The following is a 21,586-nucleotide window of genomic DNA, read 5'->3' as shown; positions in this document are numbered from 1 at the left end:
ATGAACCTGTTAGAGGTGTTTTGAATCCCACATTTTACAGAAAGTGGCGGTGCTGAGAAGTCCACAAATGTGTCAAAACTGGTAGCTAATGGATGAAAATGAAATAAACAAAGTTGCGGGCAAGAGCCCGAAATTGGGTGGTACCGCGGATAAACACATTCGTCCCTGTCAGATTGATGGCAGGGGCGATTTTTTTGTAGATAGCGAGGGATGAAGATGACAAGAGCTACATTACCGGAACAAATAGAGACTGAGCGACTTGTCTTGCGCGTCCGTACCGTGGCGGATGCTGAGGATATCTTTGACTATGCCAGTTGTCCAGAAGTCTCTTACCCAGCAGGCTTTCCACCCGTCAAGACCTTGGAAGATGAGATTTATTACCTAGAACATATCCTTCCCGAGCGCAATCAAAAGGACAATCTTCCAGCTGGTTACGGCATTGTGGTCAAAGGGACGGATAAGATCATCGGCTCTGTTGATTTCAACCATCGCCACGAAGACGATGTATTGGAGATTGGCTATACCTTACACCCAGACTATTGGGGCCGAGGCTATGTACCCGAAGCGGCGCGAGCTTTGATTGATCTAGCTTTCAAAGAACTGGATCTTCACAAGATAGAACTGGTCTGCTTTGGTTACAATGTCCAAAGTCAACGAGTCGCCGAGAAGCTTGGCTTCACCCTTGAAGCTCGCATAAGAGACCGCAAAGATATCCAAGGCAATCGCTGTGATAGTCTGATATATGGCTTGCTGAAGAGTGAGTGGGAGAGAATATATGAATACAAGTGATAATATTGATGAATTCATATTAGCATTAAGAGATTTAAATGAGATTATTGAGAAAAGAGCAAAGCTTAATTTACTTGATAATGCTGTATTAGCTGAGTCATTTTATAAAGAAATTTTGAATAAATTGTTTTCTTGGGAATTAAAAAATTTAAACATAGCTCATGCTAACTTTGAAGCAATTGATTTAATTGATAAATCTAATAATATCCTTGTGCAAGTTTCTTGTACATGTGAGAATCAAAAAATACATAGTACAATTTCCAAAAAAGAATTATTGAAAGATGATTATAAAGGATTTGAGCTTTATTTTGTTTTTGTTGGCAAACAAAATAGTAATATAAAAAAAGGAAAATATAACTGTATTCCACAACTAAGTTTTAATCCTAACACGAATATTCTTCTGACAGATGATTTAATAAAATACTATCAAGATTTAAATCCAAATACTCAAGATAAGATACTTGATATTGTTAGAAGTTATCTAACTAAAGAAAATAAAGTAAATAATAGTATTTCAAAAATGGAAATATCAGAAATGATACTTGAAATTTTAGATGAAAATAGCCAAATATTTTATAAGTATGGTCCAAAGTCAGACGTTGCTTTAAATAGTCCAATGAGCGAGGCATCATTTAAAAGATGGTGTGAATCCAAGATGGAAATTATTGACAATAACAAGAAAATATTAAATATATATCAACAACATAAGTTGCTTTTTAGTCGGGAAGAAAAGTCATTATTTCATAAGTTTGAATTAAATGTAAAATCATTTGAACAAAATAATGAAGATAGATTAGATTCAAGTGCCTATGAACCATTTCCAGAAGAATTTCCTAAGATGTTGGAACAGATTGTTAGTAATCAAGGAGTAAAATAATATGGTGAATTATAGTGACGTACCAAGACCAGAGTCGGTTCTTTATTTTGAACAAAATTTAAGAAGACATTCTAATATTGTCTATTATGAAAAAATGGAAGATTTTGTTTACAAACTAGTTCTTGGAAATGGTAATATATATCTAGTATGGCTAACTAATAAGTATACTGTATCAATTAATGATGTTGTTGAAAAAATTAATGAAGGTTTTGATGCTTTAGTAACTATTAGCATGTGGAATAGCTATACATCCGAAGCAAAAAAATATGCTCTAGAAAATCAATTTGGGTTATTTACATTTCGTGAATTTATGGGTGCATTAAACTTTCTAGATCCATCTCAATATTATACTGGGATTGATAAAAAAGATGGTAAGAGGCTTTACGGGGAACGTGGTTATAAGTTTGATTGATGATATAGAATTAAAAAGAATATTAAATGTGAAGATTCGGTTTGAACTTTATCATTTTGGCTCTTCCTTAGAGAATAAATTTTTCAACGATATTGATTTATTGTTAATATATACCAATAGTGAAAAAAACAATCAAAGAGAACTCTTAATGTTAAAAAGAAATATTACAGATTATCTGTATAATCAGTATCATAAAAATATTGATATCACTGTTTTGTCAGAAAACGAAGAAAAAGAAATAAATTTTTTAGAACAAATACATTGTTCAAGAATATATTAAGGAGAACACACATGTCTAAAGAACTTTCACCTAAATACAATCCAGCCGAGGTTGAGGCTGGTCGTTACCAAAAATGGCTTGATGAAGATGTTTTCAAGCCTTCAGGCGATTCAAAGGCTAAGCCTTATTCAATCGTTATTCCACCACCAAACGTGACTGGGAAACTTCACCTTGGTCACGCTTGGGATACAACTCTTCAAGATATCATCATCCGTCAAAAACGTATGCAAGGCTTTGATACCCTCTGGCTTCCAGGGATGGACCACGCTGGGATTGCGACTCAGGCTAAGGTTGAGGAGCGCTTGCGTGGTGAGGGCATTACACGTTACGACCTCGGTCGTGAGAAATTCCTCGACAAGGTCTGGGAATGGAAAGACGAATATGCCACTACTATTAAGGAACAATGGGGCAAGATGGGTCTCTCTGTAGACTACTCTCGTGAGCGTTTCACTCTTGACGAAGGTTTGTCGAAAGCCGTTCGCAAGGTCTTTGTCGACCTTTACAAGAAAGGTTGGATTTACCGTGGAGAGTTTATCATCAACTGGGACCCAGCAGCTCGCACTGCCCTTTCTGATATCGAAGTGATCCACAAGGATGTCGAAGGTGCCTTCTACCACATGAACTACATGCTAGAAGACGGCTCACGCGCCCTTGAAGTTGCGACAACTCGTCCTGAGACCATGTTTGGGGACGTAGCTGTTGCGGTCAACCCAGAAGATCCACGCTACAAGGACTTGATCGGTAAAAACGTCATCCTTCCAATCGCTAATAAACTCATCCCAATCGTTGGGGACGAACACGCCGACCCTGAGTTTGGTACGGGTGTCGTGAAAATCACACCTGCCCACGATCCAAACGACTTCTTGGTTGGTCAACGTCACAATTTGCCACAAGTCAACGTCATGAACGACGATGGAACCATGAATGACTTGGCCTTTGAATTTGCAGGTATGGACCGTTTTGAAGCTCGTAAGGCAGTCGTGGCTAAGTTGGAAGAAATCGGCGCCCTTGTTAAAATTGAAAAACGTATCCACAGTGTTGGTCACTCAGAACGTACAGGTGTAGTGGTTGAGCCACGTTTGTCTACGCAATGGTTCGTCAAGATGGACCAATTGGCTAAGAATGCCATTGCCAACCAAGACACAGATGATAAGGTAGAATTCTACCCACCTCGTTTCAACGATACTTTCCTTCAATGGATGGAAAATGTCCATGACTGGGTAATCTCTCGTCAGCTCTGGTGGGGTCACCAAATCCCTGCTTGGTACAATGCTGAGGGTGAAATATATGTCGGCGAAGAAGCTCCAGAAGGCGACGGTTGGACTCAGGACGAAGACGTCTTGGATACTTGGTTCAGCTCTGCCCTATGGCCATTCTCTACCATGGGCTGGCCGGATGTCGACTCAGAAGACTTTAAACGTTATTATCCAACATCAACTTTGGTGACTGGTTATGATATTATTCCGTTCTGGGTGTCTCGGATGATTTTCCAAGGTTTGGAATTTACTGGCAAGTCGCCATTCAAAAATGCGTTGATTCATGGTCTCATTCGTGATGAGCAAGGACGTAAGATGTCGAAATCTCTCGGTAACGGGATTGATCCAATGGATGTTATTGATAAGTACGGAACAGATAGCCTGCGTTGGTTCCTTTCAAACGGTTCTGCACCAGGGCAAGACGTGCGCTTCTCTTACGAGAAAATGGACGCTTCTTGGAACTTCATCAACAAGATCTGGAACATCTCTCGCTACATCCTCATGAACAATGAAGGTTTGACCCTTGAGCAAGCAACTGCCAATGTCGAAAAAGTGGTCAACAAGGAAGCTGGAAATGTCACAGACCGCTGGATTCTACACAACCTCAATGAAACTATCGGAAAAGCCACTGAAAACTTTGATAAGTTTGAGTTTGGTGTCGCTGGACACATCCTCTACAACTTCATCTGGGATGAGTTTGCGGACTGGTACGTTGAGTTGACCAAGGAAGTCCTTTATAGCGATAACGAAGAAGAGAAAGTCATCACACGTTCTGTTCTCCTTTATACTTTGGACAAAATCCTTCGTCTCCTTCACCCAATCATGCCATTCGTGACAGAGGAAATCTTTGGACAAATCTCAGAAGGCTCTATCGTTACAGCAGCATACCCAACTGTTAATCCAGCCTTTGAAGACCTGGCGGCTCACACTGGCGTGGAAAGTCTCAAAGACTTGATCCGTGCTGTTCGTAATGCGCGTGCGGAAGTAAACGTAGCTCCAAGCAAGCCAATCACCGTCCTTGTTAAGACAAGCGATAGCGATTTGGAAGCTTTCTTTAACAGCAATGTCAACTACATCAAACGCTTCACAAATCCAGAACACTTGGAGATCGCATCAACCATCCCTGCACCTGAACTCGCGATGTCAAGCGTCATCACAGGAGCAGAAATCTACTTGCCACTGGCTGACCTCCTCAATGTCGAAGAAGAACTGGCTCGTCTCGACAAGGAATTGGCTAAATGGCAAAAAGAACTGGATATGGTAGGCAAGAAACTCTCTAACGAACGCTTCGTAGCCAATGCCAAACCAGAAGTCGTCCAAAAAGAACGCGACAAACAAGCCGACTACCAAGCCAAATACGACGCGACCGTAGCACGTATTGATGAGATGAAGAAGTTGGTGAAATGATGCTTTAAACCTAACCCTTTAGGGTTGGGTTTAACATTTGATAATGTTATAATGAAAACAAGAAACTTTAGGAGAATACTATGGGGAAAATTGTTGCTATTGATTTATTTAGTGGTGCAGGTGGAACTACAAGTGGACTTAAAAAATCAGGCATAGATGTTCAGGTTGCTGTTGAAATTGATTCCGTAGCTGTTAAAACTTACAAGTTAAACAATCCTGAGGTTTATGTAATAGATAAAGATATAAATTTTGTGTCAGGAGATGAAATAAAACAGCATCTTAAAGTTGATACAGACGATAAATTAATGCTAGTGGCATGTCCACCATGTCAAGGTTTTTCAACAATTGGTACTAATAATGAAAATGATGAGAGAAACCAGCTTGTTTTTCAATTTCTACGCTTAATTAAGGAATTAACTCCAGATTTTTTATTGATGGAGAATGTTTCAGGGATGACTCGAATAAAAAATCATAATATTTTTAATAAATTTTTATCATCAATTAGTAATGATTATAATATTAATTATGATGTCTTGAATACAGCTGATTATGGAGTTCCTCAATCTAGAAAAAGATTGGTACTACATGGGATTAGAAAAGAAATCCTTCATAACACGAATTTAATTTTGGATTTACCTTCCAAAACTCATTCAAATATACCAGAATTGAACCTTCTTCCATGGATTAATGCGGATATAATAATGGATTTGCCTCCAATTGAAGGTGGTGAAGAATATATTGGAGAAGGTATATACAATCATGTTGCGAACAAACTATCTAATGTAAATATTGAGAGAATTATCCATATTAGAAATAATGGAGGAAATAGGACTTCATTACCAGAAGCCTTAGAATTAAATTGCCATAAAAATCGTTCAGGTCATAGTGATGTATATGGAATATTAGATATTAATAAACCTTCCATTACTATTACAGGAGGGTGTATGTCATATTCAAAAGGTAGATTTGGGCACCCAACTCAAAATAGAGCTTTGAGTGCAAGGGAAGCTGCAAGATTACAATCTTTTGATGATGATTATATTTTTGTTGGAAATAGAGGGCAACTAGCCAAACAAATTGGTAATGCAGTTCCAGTGAAATTAGCTCAAGCTAGCGGAGATTATTTTATGTCAGTTTTTAGGGAGTTGAATGAATGAGTAAAAATACGATTGAATTATTAGAGGATTTATCTAAGAAGTTTACTTTTAATAAAGAGTCATTTTATCCTTTTATCGAACATATTAGATTTCCAAAGTATAAGTCGTTAGTACCAAATTCTAGGATTGATTTTACTTATCCAATAACACTATTAGTTGGTCAGAATGGAGGAAATAAAACCTCAATTTTACAGGCTCTGTATGGTTCTACTGATGGTAACAGTATAGGAGACTACTGGTTTAGTACAGATGTTGATGAAATTCAATCTGGAGAAGATATTGACAGACAATGTTTTATATACGGATATTATTTTGAACCTGCGAAAAAAATTGTTGAGATTTTGAAGACCAGAATTCTTAGAGGAAATAATCCTGATTATTGGGAACCAGCAAGACCTCAAAAGAGCTATGATATGGTGCTTGAAAAAGATTATAAATCATTGGGTAGCTCATCATCTACTCGTTGGAATGTACTAAAAAAAGAGGTGGTTTATTGTGACTGTAAAGAATATGTTTCGGCTTTTGATCTTTTCTTTTATCACTATGATTTTCAACCTACTGTTAGACAAAGGAGTAAGCAGGATTTTATTAGATTAAGATCTAAAAAATTAGCGGAAGTTATTCAGAATAATTTAGATAGTTACGACTATAAGCAGAAACAAAGAATAAAGTCAAATATAGTTGTATCAGATGAAGTTTGTAAAACTGTGAGTGAAATTATGGGGGAATCCTATGATGAAATAAAAATAATTACTCACGATTTTTACTCTAAGTACTCGGGAAATAAACCCTCTAAGACGATATGGGTTCGAAAAAACGGTCAGGCTTATTCAGAAGCATTTGCAGGAACTGGAGAAGCACGAGTCATTCTTTTGGTAAATGATATAATTAATGCTCCTCATAATTCATTGCTGTTAATCGATGAACCTGAAATCTCATTACATCCAAGTGCAGTGTATCGCTTTAAAGATTTTTTAATTAAAATTACTTTAAATAATAATCATCAGGTAGTTATTACTACTCACTCAACTCAGCTATTAAGAGATTTCCCAAAAGAAGCAATCAAAACTGTTTCAAGAGTTGAAAATAAAATTAAAATAACTGAGAATATTGATTATCAAGATGCATTTTTTGAGCTTGGTGATATATATCGGGATAAGAAAATGATTTATGTTGAAGATAAACTCGCTAAATACATTTTGGATTTTGTTATTAATAAATCAGATAGTGATAATTTAAAACAAAACTTAGTTGTTAACTATATCCCTGGTGGAGCGAATCAAATAATTTGCAATAATATTTTAAACTCGTCATTTCTAGATTCGGACAATCATTATTTTTGGCTTGATGGAGATCAAAATACTAATGTTAGTGAATCAGTTGATTTAATGAACTATCTTGAAAATGGTGTTGTTATATCAGATAAAATTCCTGAAGCAGACAATGGAAATCTTGATGAAATTATACGAGAGCTAACAGGATGTTCAATTAAATTTAAAGTTTCAGGAAACAAAGGCCAAATAAATGATACTGAATTAATTGAAAAGCAAAGAAGATTTATAGACTATTGGTCTAGATACGTCTCTTATCTTCCTTTCCAAACTCCTGAGCTTTATTTGGCGAAGTTATGTGATAGCATAAATAATGATAATCATGATTTTTCTAACGATGAAAATGGGAAAGAATATTTTAGAAAAAAAACTCAAATAGCATTAGGGATAGAAGATATAACTTCTGAAGATATTTTTCAGGAGCAAAGAAGAGCTGTCTCAAAATTACAGCCAGAATCATCAATGTTTAAGTGTATTAAAGAAAAATTAGAAGACTTATTTTAATTTTCTAGAAAGCAGGTAACTACATGACTAATTCTGTAAGTTCGAACCGACCTGAGAAGTACAACATTGCAGCTTTCTTCTCAGGTGTTGGGGGAATTGAGTTGGGATTTGAACAAACCAACGAGTTCAGAGTGGTGTATGCCAATGAATTTGATAAGTATGCGCGTCAGACTTATCGTTTAAATTATCCAAATACGCATTTGGATAGTCGTGATATTCATGCGGTGCAGCCGGAAGACATTCCGGCTGAGCGCGTGGATGTGATTATGGGAGGTTTCCCTTGTCAGGCCTTTAGTATTGCGGGTTATCGCAAGGGCTTTGATGATGATCGTGGCGATCTTTTCTTCGAATTGCTTCGCATGATTGAGGGGTGCAAACCTCGCGCCATTTTTATCGAAAACGTCAAGAACATGGTCGGTCATGACCACGGCAATACCTTCAAGGTTATTCGTGAAGCCTTGACGGAGAACAACTACTTCATCAAGTGGAAGGTTCTCAACGGGAAAGACTACGGAAATATCCCACAAAACCGTGAGCGGATCTATATTGTTGGTTTTGATACCAAAGAAGCCTACGACTTGTTTGAATTCCCAGAGGAAATCAAGTTGACAACGACCTTGGCTGATGTTATTGATTTTGGTGCCAAGCCTGATGAGGCTTACTATTATCGAGAAGGCAAGCAGAATTTCTACGCTGATCTCAAGGCCAATGTGAACAGTCAAGACACGGTCTACCAGTGGCGTCGTCAATACGTTCGTGAGAATAAAAACGGCGTTGTTCCAACCTTAACGGCCAATATGGGAACAGGCGGGCATAATGTTCCGTTGATTTTGACTGACACTGGGGAAATTCGTAAGTTAACACCAAAAGAAACCTTCAATGTACAAGGTTATCCAAAGACATTTAAGTTGCCTGAGGGGGTTTCCAATGGTCAACTCTACAAACAAGCTGGAAACAGTGTGGTTGTGCCCGTGATTAAACGCATTGCAGAGCGGATTGCTTTTGCCCTTAATGAGAGCAATGGGCCGTCTCAACTGGATCGCTCAGGAAAATTCGCGATAATCTATACCAAGATGAATGGTCAGTTTGAGGGCCAGTCTTATGTGAAAGAATTTGTCTCCACTTATGAGGAAGCAGAGAAGAAGATTGCCTCCTATGAGGATGGTCTTGCCATTTTATCTGACGAAGATTATTTCAGATTGGTAAAAAGACGTGGAAATTTTGAATTTTACAGCATTATTTAACGAATTATATAAGTAAGGGGACTAGTGAAAAACTAGTCTTCTTTTGATATACTTAAATAAGAAGTGAGGATTGAATGATGTGGGAACACCTAAAACAAGAACAAAAAGAGAAATACAAGACTCTCATTACCAACTTTGCTAGTCTAAGTGAGGCCTTTTCTCAAAAAGCAGAGGGTGAAGATTCTGATGATCGGGAGAGCTATGTTGCTCCGATTGTTAATTCAAAATTTCAAGAGACTGTTTTCCAAAAGGCTTTTCATGCGGTTGGTGAGGATATTGCTAATACCTCCTATGATGCTTCGGTTGTAGTTGATGAGCAACATAAGTATTTGGTTGGGATTAAATCCTTTGGTTTAGAATCTGGGGATCAAAAGATTGCTCAGTTCAAAAAGGATTCACAGTCTTGGAATGAGCTGTTGAGTGAAATTCGATTTCATGCTGATATTTCGCCTGACAAGGAGACTGCTGATAAAGAAAATCGTGCTCGCTATGAAAAACTGGCTCGTGAGATTGCGACCTTGCGAAATCAACGGATTGAATCCTCAAAAGCTCTCATTAAGGGATTTCATTCTGATGCTAGTCACGTAGAAGCCGTTTATCATGTCTTGATGCCGACTTCCAAAGGACACAAGCCTCAGATCCATGTAGGAGAGACGACTTATCTGCCTGTTGACCTAGACCATCTCAAGATTCTGGGTTCTACAACCAAGAACAATCCGACGAATTTCCGTTTTACAGATGGCCAGCATGATTATAAATACACGGCTGCAGATAGTCAGCTCCATATGACCTTTAGGAATAAGGAGATTGTGGTTGATACTTGGGATGTGAATTATGTCGAAGATCCCTTTTATCTTTTTGAACACCTTCATTTATTGACCTCGGAAAAAAGTGATTCGGAGATTCTTGAGTCGGTGTCGTGGGTGATCACAGACAAGCACGGAAATGTAGAAGAAAATTCTGGCTTTAATGCTTTTAATGGTGGTTCAAAGTTGGCCAAGAAGGAGCGCTTGCCACGGATTTTAAAGATTCAGGACAAATTTAAAGATAGTCTGGCTCCAGAAGAATTAGCTTTTGTGACCTTCTCTTTAGAAGAAATCCTCTTGAAAAAATGGTCTACCAAGGAAGAAAAAGCCCAGATGAAGTCCATTCGTGAGGACTTGATTCGCTTTGTACACGAGACGGGGAATGAAAAACTAATCAAAGAAATTGAACAGCTGGTGTATCGTCCAGTCAGTGAAGTGTATATTCCTCTTCCTGATTCCAAACGTTTCCATGAGGAGCGTCCAGACTTTTTTGGTAAAGGGATTGGAAGGTTTGAGCCAGGTACGAGTAAACTTGCACTCCCCAAAGAAGAACGGACCTTTAAGCTACGATTTTTATCATCAGGTGATGTGATTACTGCCTATATCAACCAAGAAGCTGGGAAGGCCATTCAATCAACTGATAAGCAAGAAATCCTTGGCAATTGGATCCTTCGAGGGGTCTTTCAGTTAAAAGACAGAGAGATCCTAACGGGTAAGAAATTGTCTCAGCTAGAAATCAATGGTATTCGTCTTTCTAAATTCAAAAACGGTGAAATCGGTATTGACTTCATCTGGATTGATGTGGACAATCCTCCTGCAGATGCGATTGGTTGGGTTGCGAAATCCTCTTCATCAACATGATAAAAGAACCTCCTAGTTTATCTAGGAGGTTGCTTTGTATTCTTTGGATGGGCTGTGCCCTAGGTAGCTATAAATCCGTGTCAGTGGGGATTTGGGATGGGTGGAGACGCGAAAGTGAAAGTAGTGGTCACGATGATCACGACTCTGGGTGTGGTGGAGTCTGAAATAGTTTCGCTGACCTGTCGACATGGAACGGAGCAGGTCATCTTCTAAAAAGACCAAGGGGATCGCAGTCGTTGCCAGGCGGTAAAAATCATGCTCGAACTGCTGGTAATTATCTGAAAAATAATCAAATTGGAGTTCGTGTTTATTCAGAGCTGGTTTCATAGCTAGAATCTCCTGGTTCAATAGAAAAAATAGTCGATAGAAGGAGAGAGTGGTAGTGCTGGCCATTTTTAATGAGGACCTCGGAAGGGCTTAAGCTATAGACTTGGCCATAGTAGATGGCGACTTGATTGTCCTGGAGGGTAGCGAGGGAGAGGGGAGTCTTTTGCTGATAAGCCTGCTCGAGAAGGTGACGGATTTCTTGGTTTGAGAGGAGGCGAAGCTCTTCGAGAGAGAGCTGGTTTGTTTGTAAGGCCGTCGAATGCTCAGAGAGGAAGAAGCCAGCCCACTTGGCCATGCCCCGGTCTTGGAAGTCGCGTGCCGACTGATAGGGGAGATAAGAACGATCAATCATGCTAAGCCATCTAAACCTCCTGCAGAGTGGCCTCCGGTCAGTTTGCTTCGAGCCAGAGCGCGCGAATTTTCTAATAGGGCAGATCCCTTCTGTAGAGAAGCAAAGCCAAATCGGTCACGGATGTGGTCAATGGTCTCTTGGAGGGCCTCTTCTTTTTGAGTTTGCTCAGGGTCATCAAATAGGGAGATCAGCTGGAAGCTCTCCTCTACGAGCTTTCCATAAAAGACTCCGATCTGCCGGATGGCTCCTCCCTGGTAGTGGGAACGAAAGAGTTGGATGACCTCCTTGGTTAATTGAGCGGTAGAGTTGGTCGGTTCAATCTTTCGCTGGCAGTGGATGGAGGGGAGCTGTTTTTGTTTGGAATAGCTAGCGTGGATGGAAACCAATTGGGTCTTTTTCTTTTCCCGACGCAAGCGGATAGCGACCTGCTCAGCCATCTCCCGAAAGACTAATTCAATATCGCTTTGGCGGTGGTAGTCACAAGGAAGAATTTGCGAATTTCCTAGACCGTGAGACTTTGGCTGATAGGGGCGATGGACATTGCTTTCATCGATCCCATGGGCATGAAACCAGAGCTGGACGCCCATGACTCCAAATTCTTTTTTGAGCTGGTCTGGATTGGCCTGGGCCAGTTCATAGATGGAGTGAATGCCTAGTTTGTTCAGGCGTTTTTCTGTTCGATGGCCAATCCCCCAGAAATCAGTTAGTTTTTTTATCTGCCAGACTCGACTGGGGACATCTTCGTAAGACCAGTTAGCCCGCATGGTTTTCTGGTGCTTGGCCTCGTTGTCCAGGGCCAGTTTGGCCAGTAGGGGATTGGCATTGCTCATCCCGACAGTAGCATAGATCCCAGTTTGCTGCCAAATGCGCTTTTGGATACGAGCAGAAAGAAGATCCAGCTTGGAGCGTCGGTCCAGCTGAGGATCAGGAATAAAGTAGTTGAGAGAGCTGGTCAAATCGATAAATCCCTCATCAATGGAATAGGGGTAGATGTCATCTGGAGCAGCAAATTCTTGAAAGACTTGCTGAATTTCCATGTTGACCTGGATATAGGCATTCATGCGAGGGGGCACGATAAAGGTGCGCTTGGCCCAGCTTTCGATATAGTGGACAAAGGCTGGATCTGTAGGCAGGCCTTGCTTACGGGCCAGGTAGTAATTGAATTTCCTCGTCTTGAGATCGAAGGGCAGATCATAACTACGTCCGACATTTTTCTTCCCAAAGACTTGTTTAAAAACGGGGGAACTGGCTAAGATGAGGCCAGCAGAATTGTCGCTTCGACTCATGACACAAAGAGAAGTAGTCAAGGGATTGAGGCCGAGGCGGACGCATTCACAACTGGCATAGAAACTTTTCATATCCACAAAAGCAATATCAGACCGAGGCTCACGTGAATAATCAAAAAGCATGTCTAGACCTCCAGAGGGAGGAAGTGACCGACAACGATACCGACGATTTTTGGTTCATCTTCGTAGGGAGCAAAGAGATCATCATAGGCTGGGTTGATGGACTCTAGGCGGAGGCCCTCTTCTTCCCGATAGACTTTTTTGATATAGGTCTTCCCATTCCACATGAGGGCGTAGACTGCTCCATCATAGTCAAATCCGGTCTGTTTCATCAAGGCAACGGAACCGTTTGGATAGCTTGGTTCCATAGAATCTCCAGAGACCCAAGAGGCAAAGTCGTGTTGGATCTCTTGGTCAAAATAAACGGTCTCGTAGTCAGTTTCATTGTCATAAAAGGTATGACCATGTCCAGCTGCCAAGTCGATAGAGAGGACACGGTAAGGGATCAAAGAGACCACCTTTTCTTGCTCAGCTAAGAGTTGGCTAGCCAAGAGATCGACTTTTTTCTGATGGGGCGGAGTTAGTAAAGGGTAGGTGAAAAGCGCTGAGCTCTTGTCGACAAAGTAGTCCTCTTTAACGGAGAGGCGCTTGGCCAACCTCCTGAGGTTTTTATCGTGTGGCTCTGCTAAGCCATTCTCCCAACTAGAGTAGGTCTTGCGACTAATCTCTAAGGATTCGTAGACCTGGGATTGGGTCAGGCCGAGCTCAAGTCTACGGTCTTTTAATTTTTTTGCATCAAACATCTGCATTCTCCTATGTAACGTTTTGAAAGTTACGTATAGTATAACAAAAATAAATGCGGACTTCAAGAGAAAAGTGAGAGGATTTTTCTTTAGGAGTGAAAGGGATTTAACTTAAGCGGATCTCAGATGGGAGAGGTGGGTGTTTTTGTATCTTTTATCCAAATTTTGATATAATAATCTCTATGAAGATTGTATCAGGTACCTATGGAGGGCGTCTTCTTAAGACGCTCGAAGGAAAGACAACAAGGCCCACTTCAGATAAAGTCAGAGGGGCTATGTTTAATATGATCGGTCCTTATTTTGATGGGGGGCGGGTCTTGGATTTATATGCTGGCTCAGGCGGTCTGTCCATCGAGGCGGTATCTCGGGGGATGGAGCAGGCTGTCTTGGTTGAGAAAGACCGCAGAGCCCAAGGGATCATTGCCAGTAATATCCAAATGACCAAGGAAAGCCACAAGTTTCAATTGCTGAAGATGGAGGCTCACCAAGCTCTCAATCAATTGCAGGGGACCTTTGATCTTATTTTCCTGGATCCTCCCTATGCAAAAGAGCAGATCGTAGCTGATATTGAGGCCCTGGCTGAACGAGACCTGCTGGGAGAAGAAGTCATGGTCGTCTGTGAGACAGACAAGGTAGTGGACTTGCCTGAGGAAATTGCTTGTCTAGGAATCTGGAAAGAAAAAATCTACGGAATTAGTAAGGTGACGGTTTATGTCAGATAAAATCGGATTATTTACAGGTTCATTTGACCCAATGACCTTGGGACACTTGGATTTGATAGAGCGGGCTAGTCGCTTGTTTGATCACTTGTATGTCGGCATCTTCTTTAATCATGAGAAGAAGGGCTATTTTACCATTGAGCAAAGGGAAACCATGGTGACAGAAGCAGTGGCTCATTTGCCCAATGTAAGAGTCATCACCGCAGAGGCAGAGTTGGCAGTAGAGGTGGCTAGACGGTATGGGGTGACCAGTTTGGTCCGAGGGTTGCGCAATAGTCAGGACTTCCTCTATGAAAGCAATATGGACTACTTCAATCACCAGCTGGCTCCAGAGCTTGAGACCATCTATCTCTGTGCCCAGCCCCAGTACCAGGCCTTGAGCTCGACGAGAATTCGCGAGTTGCTGACCTTCCAGCAGGATGTCAGTGCCTATGTCCCAGAGAGTGTTATAAAGGAGATGAAATAAAACGAATGAAAGAATTTGAGAAACCAAGGGCTCAGCTACCAGAAAGCCCATTTGAACCTGTGCGCAAAAAAGATAGTGTGTGGAGAACTTATCGTTGGCCGATGATTGGGACCCTGCTTCTGATTTTGGCCTTGCTAGCTTTCTTTGTTCCCCTACCCTATTATCTGGAAATGCCTGGGAGTTCAGAAGATATTCGCCAAGTGATGCGCGTCAACCAGAAAAATGATGAAGCATCCGGTTCGTATGATTTTGTCACTGTTGCCGTCAAGCAAGCGACCTTCTCGGATATAGTCTATGCCTGGGTGACTCCTTTTACAGATATCTACTCTGAAAAAGAAATGACAGGTGGCAGTTCCAGTGAGGAATTTTTCCGGATCAATCAATTTTATATGGAAACCTCTCAAAATACTGCCAAATACCAAGGACTGAAAACGGCTGGAAAAGATACAGAGATGGAATTCCTCGGTGTTTATGTCATGCAAGTAGCAGAAGACTCTACCTTCAAAGGCGTTTTAAATATTGCGGACACAGTTACGGCTGTCAATGACAAAACATTCAAGAGCTCAAAAGAGCTCATCGAGTATGTTGGTTCCCAAAAAATTGGGGACAAGGTCTCAGTGACCTACACAGAAGATGGCCAGACCAAGACTGCTGAAGGAAAGATTATTAAGTTGGTCAATGGCAAGAATGGGATTGGGATTAGCTTGATTGACCGGACAGAAGTGAAGAGTGACGTACCGATTGAGTTTGCGACAGCTGGCATCGGTGGTCCAAGTGCTGGGATGATGTTTAGTTTGTCCATCTATACCCAAGTAGCGGATCCAGACCTTCGTCAGGGACGCCATATCGCAGGGACAGGGACCATTAACCATGATGGGACTGTCGGAGATATCGGTGGAGTGGATAAAAAAGTCGTAGCAGCAGATCGCGCTGGTGCTGAAATCTTCTTTGCCCCTGATAATCCGGTGACAGAGGAAGTTAAAAAGAACAATCCGAATGCCAAGAGCAACTACGACGAAGCGGTAGAAACAGCTAAGAAAATTAAAACCAAGATGAAAATTGTTCCTGTCAAAACTTTGCAGGATGCCATTGACTATTTGAAAAAGAATTAAAGTAGCTTGTTTGACAAATTTCGTACTTGCACGTATGACATCGTGTTAGCAGAGGGGAACATTCACCTTCCAATCAAATTCAAGTTTTTGCATATCAATCTCTCTATTTTTAGAGAGATTTTTTCTTTATACTAGTGTCAGAAAGAAAGGGAGGTAGTGAAATGATTCAGACCAGTTTGTTTTCCATTTCAGTATTTTTAGCGGGAGTTCTATCCTTTTTCTCCCCGTGTATTTTGCCACTGATGCCAGTCTATGTAGGGATCTTATTAGATTCTGAGCATGAAAAAACGGTGCGTATTTTTGGAAGGGATATTTCTTGGTACGGCTTGGTCAAGACCCTCTGTTTTATTGCTGGTCTATCAACCGTATTTCTCATCCTAGGTTATGGTGCAGGTGCCCTTGGTCAGGTACTCTATGCTCCCTGGTTCCGTTACCTACTAGGAGGGATTGTCATCTTATTGGGAATCCATCAGATGGGCCTCATCAATCTTCAGCAACTCCAAAAACAAAAGACCATCCAACTCAAAAAGAATCGGGAGCGCAATGAATTCTTCAATGCTTTTCTGATAGGGGTCACCTTCAGTTTTGGTTGGACCCCTTGTGTCGGACCAGTTTTGAGCTCTGTTTTAGCCATTGCGGCTTCTGGAGGAGATGGTGCATTGCAAGGTGCTCTCCTGATGCTGGTCTATACATTAGGCTTAGCTCTGCCTTTCTTGCTTTTGGCCTTGGCTTCTAGCTGGGTTCTACAACATTTTGCTAAACTCAAGCCCCATATGGGAACCTTGAAAAAAATTGGTGGTGCCCTCATCATCTTGATGGGTATCTTGCTGATGCTAGGAAATCTTAATAGCCTCGCATCCCTGTTTCACTAATCTTGAATGATTAAAGGAGAAAAATCATGAAAAAAATTCTTGCACTTTCTATTGCTACACTTAGCATCGTCACTTTAGCAGCTTGTTCTGGACAGAAATCGGATTCAGACATGAAAAAAACGGACGATAGTAGTATGATGAAGAAGGACGATATGAAGAAGGATGACATGAAGGATTCATCCATGTCCGATGATAAAATGAAAAAAGAAGACATGAAAGATTCATCTATGATGTCTGACAGCAGTTCTGAAATGAAGGACGATATGAAAAAAGATGAGATGAAATCCAGCGATTCAGAAATGAAAGATGAAAAGAGTAAATCATCGGATATGAAATCAGACAAGGAATGAAAGAAGGGAGAGGTCATCTGAGGGTGACTTTCTCCTTGTTTAAAGAGGCAATAATGATGAAAAAATTAGCTTTAGTAGCTGCAGGATTCTTGTGTACTGGACTTTTGGGGGCTTGCTCTAACCAAGGAATGGAATCATCCAACAAAAGTGAGACTAAGCAGACATCCACAATGGGATCTTCAGAGCAAGCTGGAAAGAAGGTTCAAGACTTTAGCCTGCAAGGAGTAGACGGTAAGACCTACCGCTTATCTGATTACAAGGGAAAGAAAGTTTACCTCAAATTTTGGGCTTCCTGGTGCTCAATCTGTCTTTCAACATTAGGCGACACAAATGATTTAGCAAAGGCAGAGGAGGGTAAGGATTATGTGGTCTTATCCGTTGTAGCTCCAACCTTTAATGGTGAAAAATCGGAAGCAGATTTCAAAAACTGGTACCAGTCTTTGGATTACAAGGATTTCCCAGTCTTGCTAGATAGTAAAGGGGAGCTGTTAAAAGAGTATGGGATTCGCTCTTATCCATCTGCTCTCTTTATTGCGAGCGATGGAACTCTCGCTAAGACCCATATCGGTTATATGAGCAAGGAAGATATTGTCCAGACTCTAAAGGAAATGAAGTAAGGAGGACATAAAATGGAAACAAAATGGAAACTCATTTCCGTTCTTTTAGTGGGCCTGCTTTGTTTTGGAATCTTTTTCCTTGTCAAAGGATCCATGGCCTTGGATACATCAGATGCGACGACTGAGCAGATCAAAAAAGCGTCCATGAGTCAGACACCAGTAGCAAACAAAAAGAAGGAAGAAAAAGTCAATCCAGAAGACCAACGAGAAATCTATCTAGCTGGTGGTTGCTTCTGGGGTGTGGAAGAGTATTTTTCCCGTGTTCCGGGTGTCATTGATGCCGAATCAGGTTATGCCAATGGAAAAGGGGATACCACCAAGTATGAACTGGTCAAGCAAACAGGGCATGCTGAAACGGTACACATCACCTATAATGTCAAGAAGGTTTCCTTGAAAGAACTGCTTCTACACTATTTCCGGATTATTGATCCAACATCAAAAAACCGTCAGGGAAATGATGAGGGCAGTCAATATCGGACAGGAGTTTATTACACCGATGAAGCAGATTTGCCAACCATAAACCAAGTGTTTGAAGAGGTGGCAAAAAAATACGACAAACCGTTAGCAGTGGAAAAAGAGCCACTGACCAATTTCATCAAGGCTGAGGACTACCACCAGGATTATCTAAAGAAACATCCGAATGGCTATTGTCACATTGATGTGAATCAAGCTTCTTATCCGGTTATTGACGCTAGTCGCTATCCAAAACCGAGCGATGAAGAGATCAAGAAGAAGTTATCGCCCGAAGAATATGCAGTGACGCAAGAGAATGATACAGAGCGTGCTTTTTCTAACCGCTACTGGGATAAGTTTGAAGCGGGCATCTATGTGGATGTCGTAACAGGAGAGCCCCTCTTCTCCTCAAAAGATAAATTTGATTCTGGTTGTGGTTGGCCAAGCTTTAGCCGACCGATCAGTCCGGATGTGGCAACCTACAAGGAAGATAAGAGTTTCAATATGACTCGGACAGAAGTTCGGAGCCGTGTGGGAAATTCCCATCTGGGCCATGTTTTTACCGATGGTCCCAAGGAAAAAGGCGGCCTTCGCTATTGCATCAATAGTTTATCAATTACTTTCATTCCCAAAGCAGAAATGAAAGAAAGGGGCTACGGTTATTTATTGGACTATGTCTGAGACAATTCGATCTATAATTTGCTATAATAAGTATAGCAAAAATAAGTAGGTGAAAGACATGTATGCGATCATGATTGTGGAAGATGAAGAGCTTATCCGGCAGGGACTGACTTCCTTAGTGGATTATGAACAGTTTGGAATGACCGTCATCAACCAGGCAGAAAATGGGCGTGAGGCTTGGGAGAAGTTTCAAGAGCAACCAGCCGATATCCTTCTAACCGATATCAACATGCCACAAATGAATGGCTTGGATCTGGCCCATCTCGTTAAAGAGCAATCACCGTCTTGCCATATCATTTTTTTGACAGGTTATGATGACTTTGAGTTTGCGAGGAAAGCCATCAAGTTAGGTGCGGATGATTATTTGCTGAAGCCTTTTTCAAAAGATGATATTGAAGAGATGTTAGCCAAGGTGAAAGGAAAGCTAGACAAAGAGCGAAAGAAGGCGCAAGTCGAAGATTTGGTCAGCCATGGTTATTCGACAGAGTTGGAAGAGGCTATTCATTCCCGCTTAGCGGATTCCCAATTGACCCTCAAGGACTTGGCTTCTCAACTGGGTTTTAGTCCCTCTTATCTGAGTGTTCTAATCAAGAAAAAATTGGGCCTCCCTTTTCAAGAATACTTGATCCAAGAACGGATGAAAAAGGCCAAACTTTTACTATTGACGACGGATCTCAAGATTTATGAGATTGCAGATCAGGTTGGTTTTGAGGATATGAACTATTTTTCTCAACGCTTTAAACAAGTAGTCGGTGTAACCCCAAGACAATACAAAAAAGGAGAGCATGAATGAAACGATACCCTTTGCTGATTCAGCTGATTATCTATGTATTTGTCTTCATTCTCTTACTCTTGGGTTTGGTCGGTAGTCTATACTATCAAACTAGCTCAGCAACCATTGGCCAACTGACAGAGCGGACAACCCGTAATAGTATCGACCAGAGTAGTCAGTTTATCACCTCCTATCTGAAAAAATTGAAGCAGACCACCTCGGTCCTTAGTAAAGAAGAGACCGTTCGTCAGTTTGCTCAAGACAAGGAGGTGAGCCCAGAAGCCGTTCAAAGTCTGATGCAAACCATTATTGAGACAGACCCAGATCTGGTTTCGGCTGTCTTGGTGACTAAGGATGGACGCCTCGTTGCTACGGATTCTCAAATTAGCATGCAAACCTCATCGGATATGATGAACGAAAGATGGTATCAGGAAGCTATCAAGGAGAGGGCCATTCCAGTCTTGACGCCGGCCCGGAAGGAATCCTTGTCTTCAGAGAAGGACAAGTGGGTGATTTCTATCACCCAGGAAGTGGTGGATGCTTCTGGTCAAAATCTAGGAGTTTTGCGCCTAGATATTGGTTATCAAAGTCTAGAGGCTTATCTGGATCATCTCCAACTAGGCAAAAAAGGCTTTAGTTTCATCGTCAATCAGAAGCATGAATTTGTCTACCATCCTAAAAAGACAGTCTATTCTTCCAGTCGGGAAATGCAGGCCATGCAACCCTATATTGCTGTCAAGGATGGCTATGCCCAAAAGGGGCAGAACTTTGTCTACCAAATTGCTATACCAGAGAGTGATTGGACCTTAATTGGAGTGGCTTCTCTGGAAGGTCTCCAGATGCTTCAGTCGCAAATGCTCTATTCCTTTATAGGTTTAGGAGTTCTCGTCCTCATCATGTGCTGGATGGGAATCTGGTTCATTCTGCGCTTGTGGATTAAACCCCTACAAGACTTACAGGCTGTCATTTTGAAAATAGGAGCTGGTGATTCCCACTTGCGGGCAACTACCAAGGGATCGCCCGAATTGGTAGATCTTGCTCAAGCCTTTAACCGTATGTTGGATCAAATTGAAAACCTTATGCAATTGGTTAAAGAAGAGGAACAAAACGCGCGACGTTATGAACTGCGAGCTCTTTCAGCCCAAATCAATCCTCATTTCCTCTATAACACCTTGGATACGATTGTCTGGATGGCGGAGTTTAATGATAGTCAGCGCGTGGTTGACTTGACTAAGTCCCTAGCCAAATATTTCCGCCTTGCTCTCAATCAAGGACAGGAACAAATTAGGCTTCAGGACGAAATAGACCATGTGCGCCACTATCTCTTCATTCAGAAACAACGCTATGGAGATAAGTTGAATTATGAAATTTTTGAAGAGGGGACGTTGGGAGATTATCAGCTTCCAAAACTGGTTCTACAACCCTTAGTGGAAAATGCCATCTATCACGGCATCAAGGAGATGGATCGGCCGGGCATGATACGAGTCACTTCGGAAATCAGAGAAGAACAAGTGGTTCTGACGATTTACGATAATGGACGAGGCTTTGCCTTGTCTGAGTCGACAGACCAAACCCTTCTTCGGCTAGGAGGTGTTGGCTTGAAAAATGTGGACCAACGATTGCATCTCCAATTTGGCGAAGCCTATCATATGGAGATTGATTCTAAGGCCAATAGCTATACGAAAATCACTCTTTATCTACCCCTCACATCACGTGACGAACATTCATAGAGACAAAGATCACCCTCTTTGTCTCTTTTTACTTTCAAAATGAAAATAGAATCTTCTAAAAAACTTTCCTTAGGTGAGTACGGACGTTAGGTGAAATTATCCAGTGGATGATTTCAGCAATC

General features: G+C 41.2%; 22 protein-coding genes. 18 read left to right on the top strand and 4 right to left on the bottom strand.

Annotated features, from left to right (window positions below; all coding sequences use genetic code 11):
- Positions 1–216 precede the first annotated feature (216 nt).
- The 9 genes from ADH49_RS05030 (at position 217) to ADH49_RS04990 (ending at position 10,924) form a co-directional block, all read left to right on the top strand.
- Positions 217–789, top strand: coding sequence for a GNAT family N-acetyltransferase (locus ADH49_RS05030; RefSeq protein ID WP_048690413.1), 573 nt, complete (start codon positions 217–219; stop codon positions 787–789).
- A complete protein-coding gene (locus ADH49_RS05025; RefSeq protein ID WP_048690392.1) occupies positions 776–1,666 on the top strand; it encodes an SMEK domain-containing protein in 891 nt (296 codons plus the stop codon). Before ADH49_RS05030 ends, ADH49_RS05025 begins: the two co-directional genes overlap by 14 nt.
- A gap of 1 nt (position 1,667) precedes the next feature.
- Positions 1,668–2,078, top strand: coding sequence for a hypothetical protein (locus ADH49_RS05020; protein WP_048690391.1), 411 nt, complete (start codon positions 1,668–1,670; stop codon positions 2,076–2,078).
- Positions 2,071–2,358, top strand: coding sequence for a nucleotidyltransferase (locus ADH49_RS05015; protein WP_239681819.1), 288 nt, complete (start codon positions 2,071–2,073; stop codon positions 2,356–2,358). The genes ADH49_RS05020 and ADH49_RS05015 overlap by 8 nt, the downstream gene beginning before the upstream one ends.
- Positions 2,359–2,369: 11 nt before the next feature.
- Positions 2,370–5,021: a valine--tRNA ligase gene (locus tag ADH49_RS05010; RefSeq protein ID WP_048690387.1), complete on the top strand. Its 2,652-nt coding sequence runs from the start codon at positions 2,370–2,372 to the stop codon at positions 5,019–5,021.
- An 80-nt stretch (positions 5,022–5,101) separates the two neighbouring features.
- Positions 5,102–6,178, top strand: a complete 1,077-nt coding sequence (locus tag ADH49_RS05005) for a DNA cytosine methyltransferase (protein WP_048690385.1) — start codon at positions 5,102–5,104, stop codon at positions 6,176–6,178.
- The gene (locus ADH49_RS05000) at positions 6,175–8,013 is read left to right on the top strand and encodes an ATP-dependent nuclease (RefSeq protein ID WP_082161866.1); all 1,839 of its coding nucleotides are present in this window, start codon (positions 6,175–6,177) and stop codon (positions 8,011–8,013) included. Before ADH49_RS05005 ends, ADH49_RS05000 begins: the two co-directional genes overlap by 4 nt.
- Positions 8,014–8,036: 23 nt before the next feature.
- Positions 8,037–9,257 (top strand): DNA cytosine methyltransferase, encoded by a 1,221-nt coding sequence (locus tag ADH49_RS04995; protein ID WP_048690383.1) that lies wholly within the window; start codon positions 8,037–8,039, stop codon positions 9,255–9,257.
- A gap of 77 nt (positions 9,258–9,334) precedes the next feature.
- A complete protein-coding gene (locus ADH49_RS04990) occupies positions 9,335–10,924 on the top strand; it encodes a hypothetical protein (protein ID WP_048690407.1) in 1,590 nt (529 codons plus the stop codon).
- A 21-nt stretch (positions 10,925–10,945) separates the two neighbouring features.
- On the opposite strand, the gene ADH49_RS04985 is transcribed toward ADH49_RS04990, so the two are convergent.
- Genes ADH49_RS04985 through ADH49_RS04970 form a run of 4 tightly spaced genes read right to left on the bottom strand, consistent with a single transcriptional unit; the run spans position 10,946 to position 13,692 of the window.
- Positions 10,946–11,251 (bottom strand): DUF5960 family protein, encoded by a 306-nt coding sequence (locus ADH49_RS04985; RefSeq protein ID WP_048690381.1) that lies wholly within the window; start codon positions 11,249–11,251, stop codon positions 10,946–10,948.
- Positions 11,232–11,603 (bottom strand): hypothetical protein, encoded by a 372-nt coding sequence (locus ADH49_RS04980; protein WP_048690378.1) that lies wholly within the window; start codon positions 11,601–11,603, stop codon positions 11,232–11,234. Before ADH49_RS04980 ends, ADH49_RS04985 begins: the two co-directional genes overlap by 20 nt.
- Positions 11,600–13,012 (bottom strand): Y-family DNA polymerase, encoded by a 1,413-nt coding sequence (locus ADH49_RS04975; RefSeq protein ID WP_048690376.1) that lies wholly within the window; start codon positions 13,010–13,012, stop codon positions 11,600–11,602. Before ADH49_RS04975 ends, ADH49_RS04980 begins: the two co-directional genes overlap by 4 nt.
- Positions 13,013–13,014: 2 nt before the next feature.
- Positions 13,015–13,692 carry a helix-turn-helix domain-containing protein gene (locus ADH49_RS04970; protein ID WP_048690375.1) on the bottom strand — a complete coding sequence of 226 codons (678 nt, stop codon included), beginning with the start codon at positions 13,690–13,692 and terminating at the stop codon, positions 13,015–13,017.
- Positions 13,693–13,874: 182 nt separating this feature from the next.
- On the opposite strand from ADH49_RS04970, the gene rsmD reads away from it, so the two are divergent.
- From rsmD to ADH49_RS04925, 9 genes are all read left to right on the top strand, one after another.
- The gene (rsmD, locus tag ADH49_RS04965; RefSeq protein ID WP_048690373.1) at positions 13,875–14,414 is read left to right on the top strand and encodes a 16S rRNA (guanine(966)-N(2))-methyltransferase RsmD; all 540 of its coding nucleotides are present in this window, start codon (positions 13,875–13,877) and stop codon (positions 14,412–14,414) included.
- Positions 14,404–14,877: a pantetheine-phosphate adenylyltransferase gene (coaD, locus tag ADH49_RS04960; RefSeq protein WP_048690372.1), complete on the top strand. Its 474-nt coding sequence runs from the start codon at positions 14,404–14,406 to the stop codon at positions 14,875–14,877. The genes rsmD and coaD overlap by 11 nt, the downstream gene beginning before the upstream one ends.
- 101 nt (positions 14,878–14,978) lie before the next feature.
- Complete coding sequence (locus ADH49_RS04955) at positions 14,979–15,989, top strand: SepM family pheromone-processing serine protease (RefSeq protein WP_221761782.1); 1,011 nt, start codon at positions 14,979–14,981, stop codon at positions 15,987–15,989.
- 161 nt (positions 15,990–16,150) lie between these two features.
- A complete protein-coding gene (ccdA2, locus tag ADH49_RS04950; RefSeq protein WP_048690370.1) occupies positions 16,151–16,861 on the top strand; it encodes a thiol-disulfide oxidoreductase-associated membrane protein CcdA2 in 711 nt (236 codons plus the stop codon).
- A 26-nt stretch (positions 16,862–16,887) separates the two neighbouring features.
- A complete protein-coding gene (locus tag ADH49_RS04945) occupies positions 16,888–17,211 on the top strand; it encodes a hypothetical protein (RefSeq protein WP_048690369.1) in 324 nt (107 codons plus the stop codon).
- 56 nt (positions 17,212–17,267) lie between these two features.
- The gene (locus ADH49_RS04940; RefSeq protein WP_048690405.1) at positions 17,268–17,828 is read left to right on the top strand and encodes a redoxin family protein; all 561 of its coding nucleotides are present in this window, start codon (positions 17,268–17,270) and stop codon (positions 17,826–17,828) included.
- Positions 17,829–17,840: 12 nt separating this feature from the next.
- Positions 17,841–18,962, top strand: coding sequence for a peptide-methionine (R)-S-oxide reductase MsrB (msrB, locus tag ADH49_RS04935; protein WP_048690366.1), 1,122 nt, complete (start codon positions 17,841–17,843; stop codon positions 18,960–18,962).
- 58 nt (positions 18,963–19,020) lie between these two features.
- A complete protein-coding gene (locus ADH49_RS04930; protein ID WP_048690364.1) occupies positions 19,021–19,755 on the top strand; it encodes a response regulator transcription factor in 735 nt (244 codons plus the stop codon).
- Complete coding sequence (locus ADH49_RS04925) at positions 19,752–21,464, top strand: cache domain-containing sensor histidine kinase (RefSeq protein WP_048690362.1); 1,713 nt, start codon at positions 19,752–19,754, stop codon at positions 21,462–21,464. Before ADH49_RS04930 ends, ADH49_RS04925 begins: the two co-directional genes overlap by 4 nt.
- Positions 21,465–21,586 lie beyond the last annotated feature (122 nt).

This window comes from Streptococcus sp. 400_SSPC (assembly GCF_001072745.1).
Lineage (GTDB): Bacteria > Bacillota > Bacilli > Lactobacillales > Streptococcaceae > Streptococcus > Streptococcus xiaochunlingii.
This window is presented reverse-complemented; position numbering and strand designations above follow the sequence as displayed.

Bases quoted from the DNA above. Each gene is read 5' to 3' on its own strand.
- ADH49_RS04930 (WP_048690364.1), top strand. From the start codon at position 19,021: ATGTATGCGATCATGATTGTGGAAGATGAAGAGCTTATCCGGCAGGGA.
- ADH49_RS04925 (WP_048690362.1), top strand. From the start codon at position 19,752: ATGAAACGATACCCTTTGCTGATTCAGCTGATTATCTATGTATTTGTC.
- ADH49_RS05010 (WP_048690387.1), top strand. From the start codon at position 2,370: ATGTCTAAAGAACTTTCACCTAAATACAATCCAGCCGAGGTTGAGGCT.
- coaD (WP_048690372.1), top strand. From the start codon at position 14,404: ATGTCAGATAAAATCGGATTATTTACAGGTTCATTTGACCCAATGACC.
- ADH49_RS05025 (WP_048690392.1), top strand. From the start codon at position 776: ATGAATACAAGTGATAATATTGATGAATTCATATTAGCATTAAGAGAT.
- ADH49_RS05030 (WP_048690413.1), top strand. From the start codon at position 217: ATGACAAGAGCTACATTACCGGAACAAATAGAGACTGAGCGACTTGTC.
- ADH49_RS04985 (WP_048690381.1), bottom strand. From the start codon at position 11,251: ATGAAACCAGCTCTGAATAAACACGAACTCCAATTTGATTATTTTTCA.
- ADH49_RS05020 (WP_048690391.1), top strand. From the start codon at position 1,668: ATGGTGAATTATAGTGACGTACCAAGACCAGAGTCGGTTCTTTATTTT.
- ADH49_RS04980 (WP_048690378.1), bottom strand. From the start codon at position 11,603: ATGATTGATCGTTCTTATCTCCCCTATCAGTCGGCACGCGACTTCCAA.
- rsmD (WP_048690373.1), top strand. From the start codon at position 13,875: ATGAAGATTGTATCAGGTACCTATGGAGGGCGTCTTCTTAAGACGCTC.
- ADH49_RS04995 (WP_048690383.1), top strand. From the start codon at position 8,037: ATGACTAATTCTGTAAGTTCGAACCGACCTGAGAAGTACAACATTGCA.
- ADH49_RS04990 (WP_048690407.1), top strand. From the start codon at position 9,335: ATGTGGGAACACCTAAAACAAGAACAAAAAGAGAAATACAAGACTCTC.
- ADH49_RS04970 (WP_048690375.1), bottom strand. From the start codon at position 13,692: ATGTTTGATGCAAAAAAATTAAAAGACCGTAGACTTGAGCTCGGCCTG.
- msrB (WP_048690366.1), top strand. From the start codon at position 17,841: ATGGAAACAAAATGGAAACTCATTTCCGTTCTTTTAGTGGGCCTGCTT.
- ADH49_RS05005 (WP_048690385.1), top strand. From the start codon at position 5,102: ATGGGGAAAATTGTTGCTATTGATTTATTTAGTGGTGCAGGTGGAACT.
- ADH49_RS05000 (WP_082161866.1), top strand. From the start codon at position 6,175: ATGAGTAAAAATACGATTGAATTATTAGAGGATTTATCTAAGAAGTTT.
- ADH49_RS04975 (WP_048690376.1), bottom strand. From the start codon at position 13,012: ATGCTTTTTGATTATTCACGTGAGCCTCGGTCTGATATTGCTTTTGTG.
- ADH49_RS04940 (WP_048690405.1), top strand. From the start codon at position 17,268: ATGAAAAAATTAGCTTTAGTAGCTGCAGGATTCTTGTGTACTGGACTT.
- ccdA2 (WP_048690370.1), top strand. From the start codon at position 16,151: ATGATTCAGACCAGTTTGTTTTCCATTTCAGTATTTTTAGCGGGAGTT.
- ADH49_RS04945 (WP_048690369.1), top strand. From the start codon at position 16,888: ATGAAAAAAATTCTTGCACTTTCTATTGCTACACTTAGCATCGTCACT.
- ADH49_RS04955 (WP_221761782.1), top strand. From the start codon at position 14,979: ATGATTGGGACCCTGCTTCTGATTTTGGCCTTGCTAGCTTTCTTTGTT.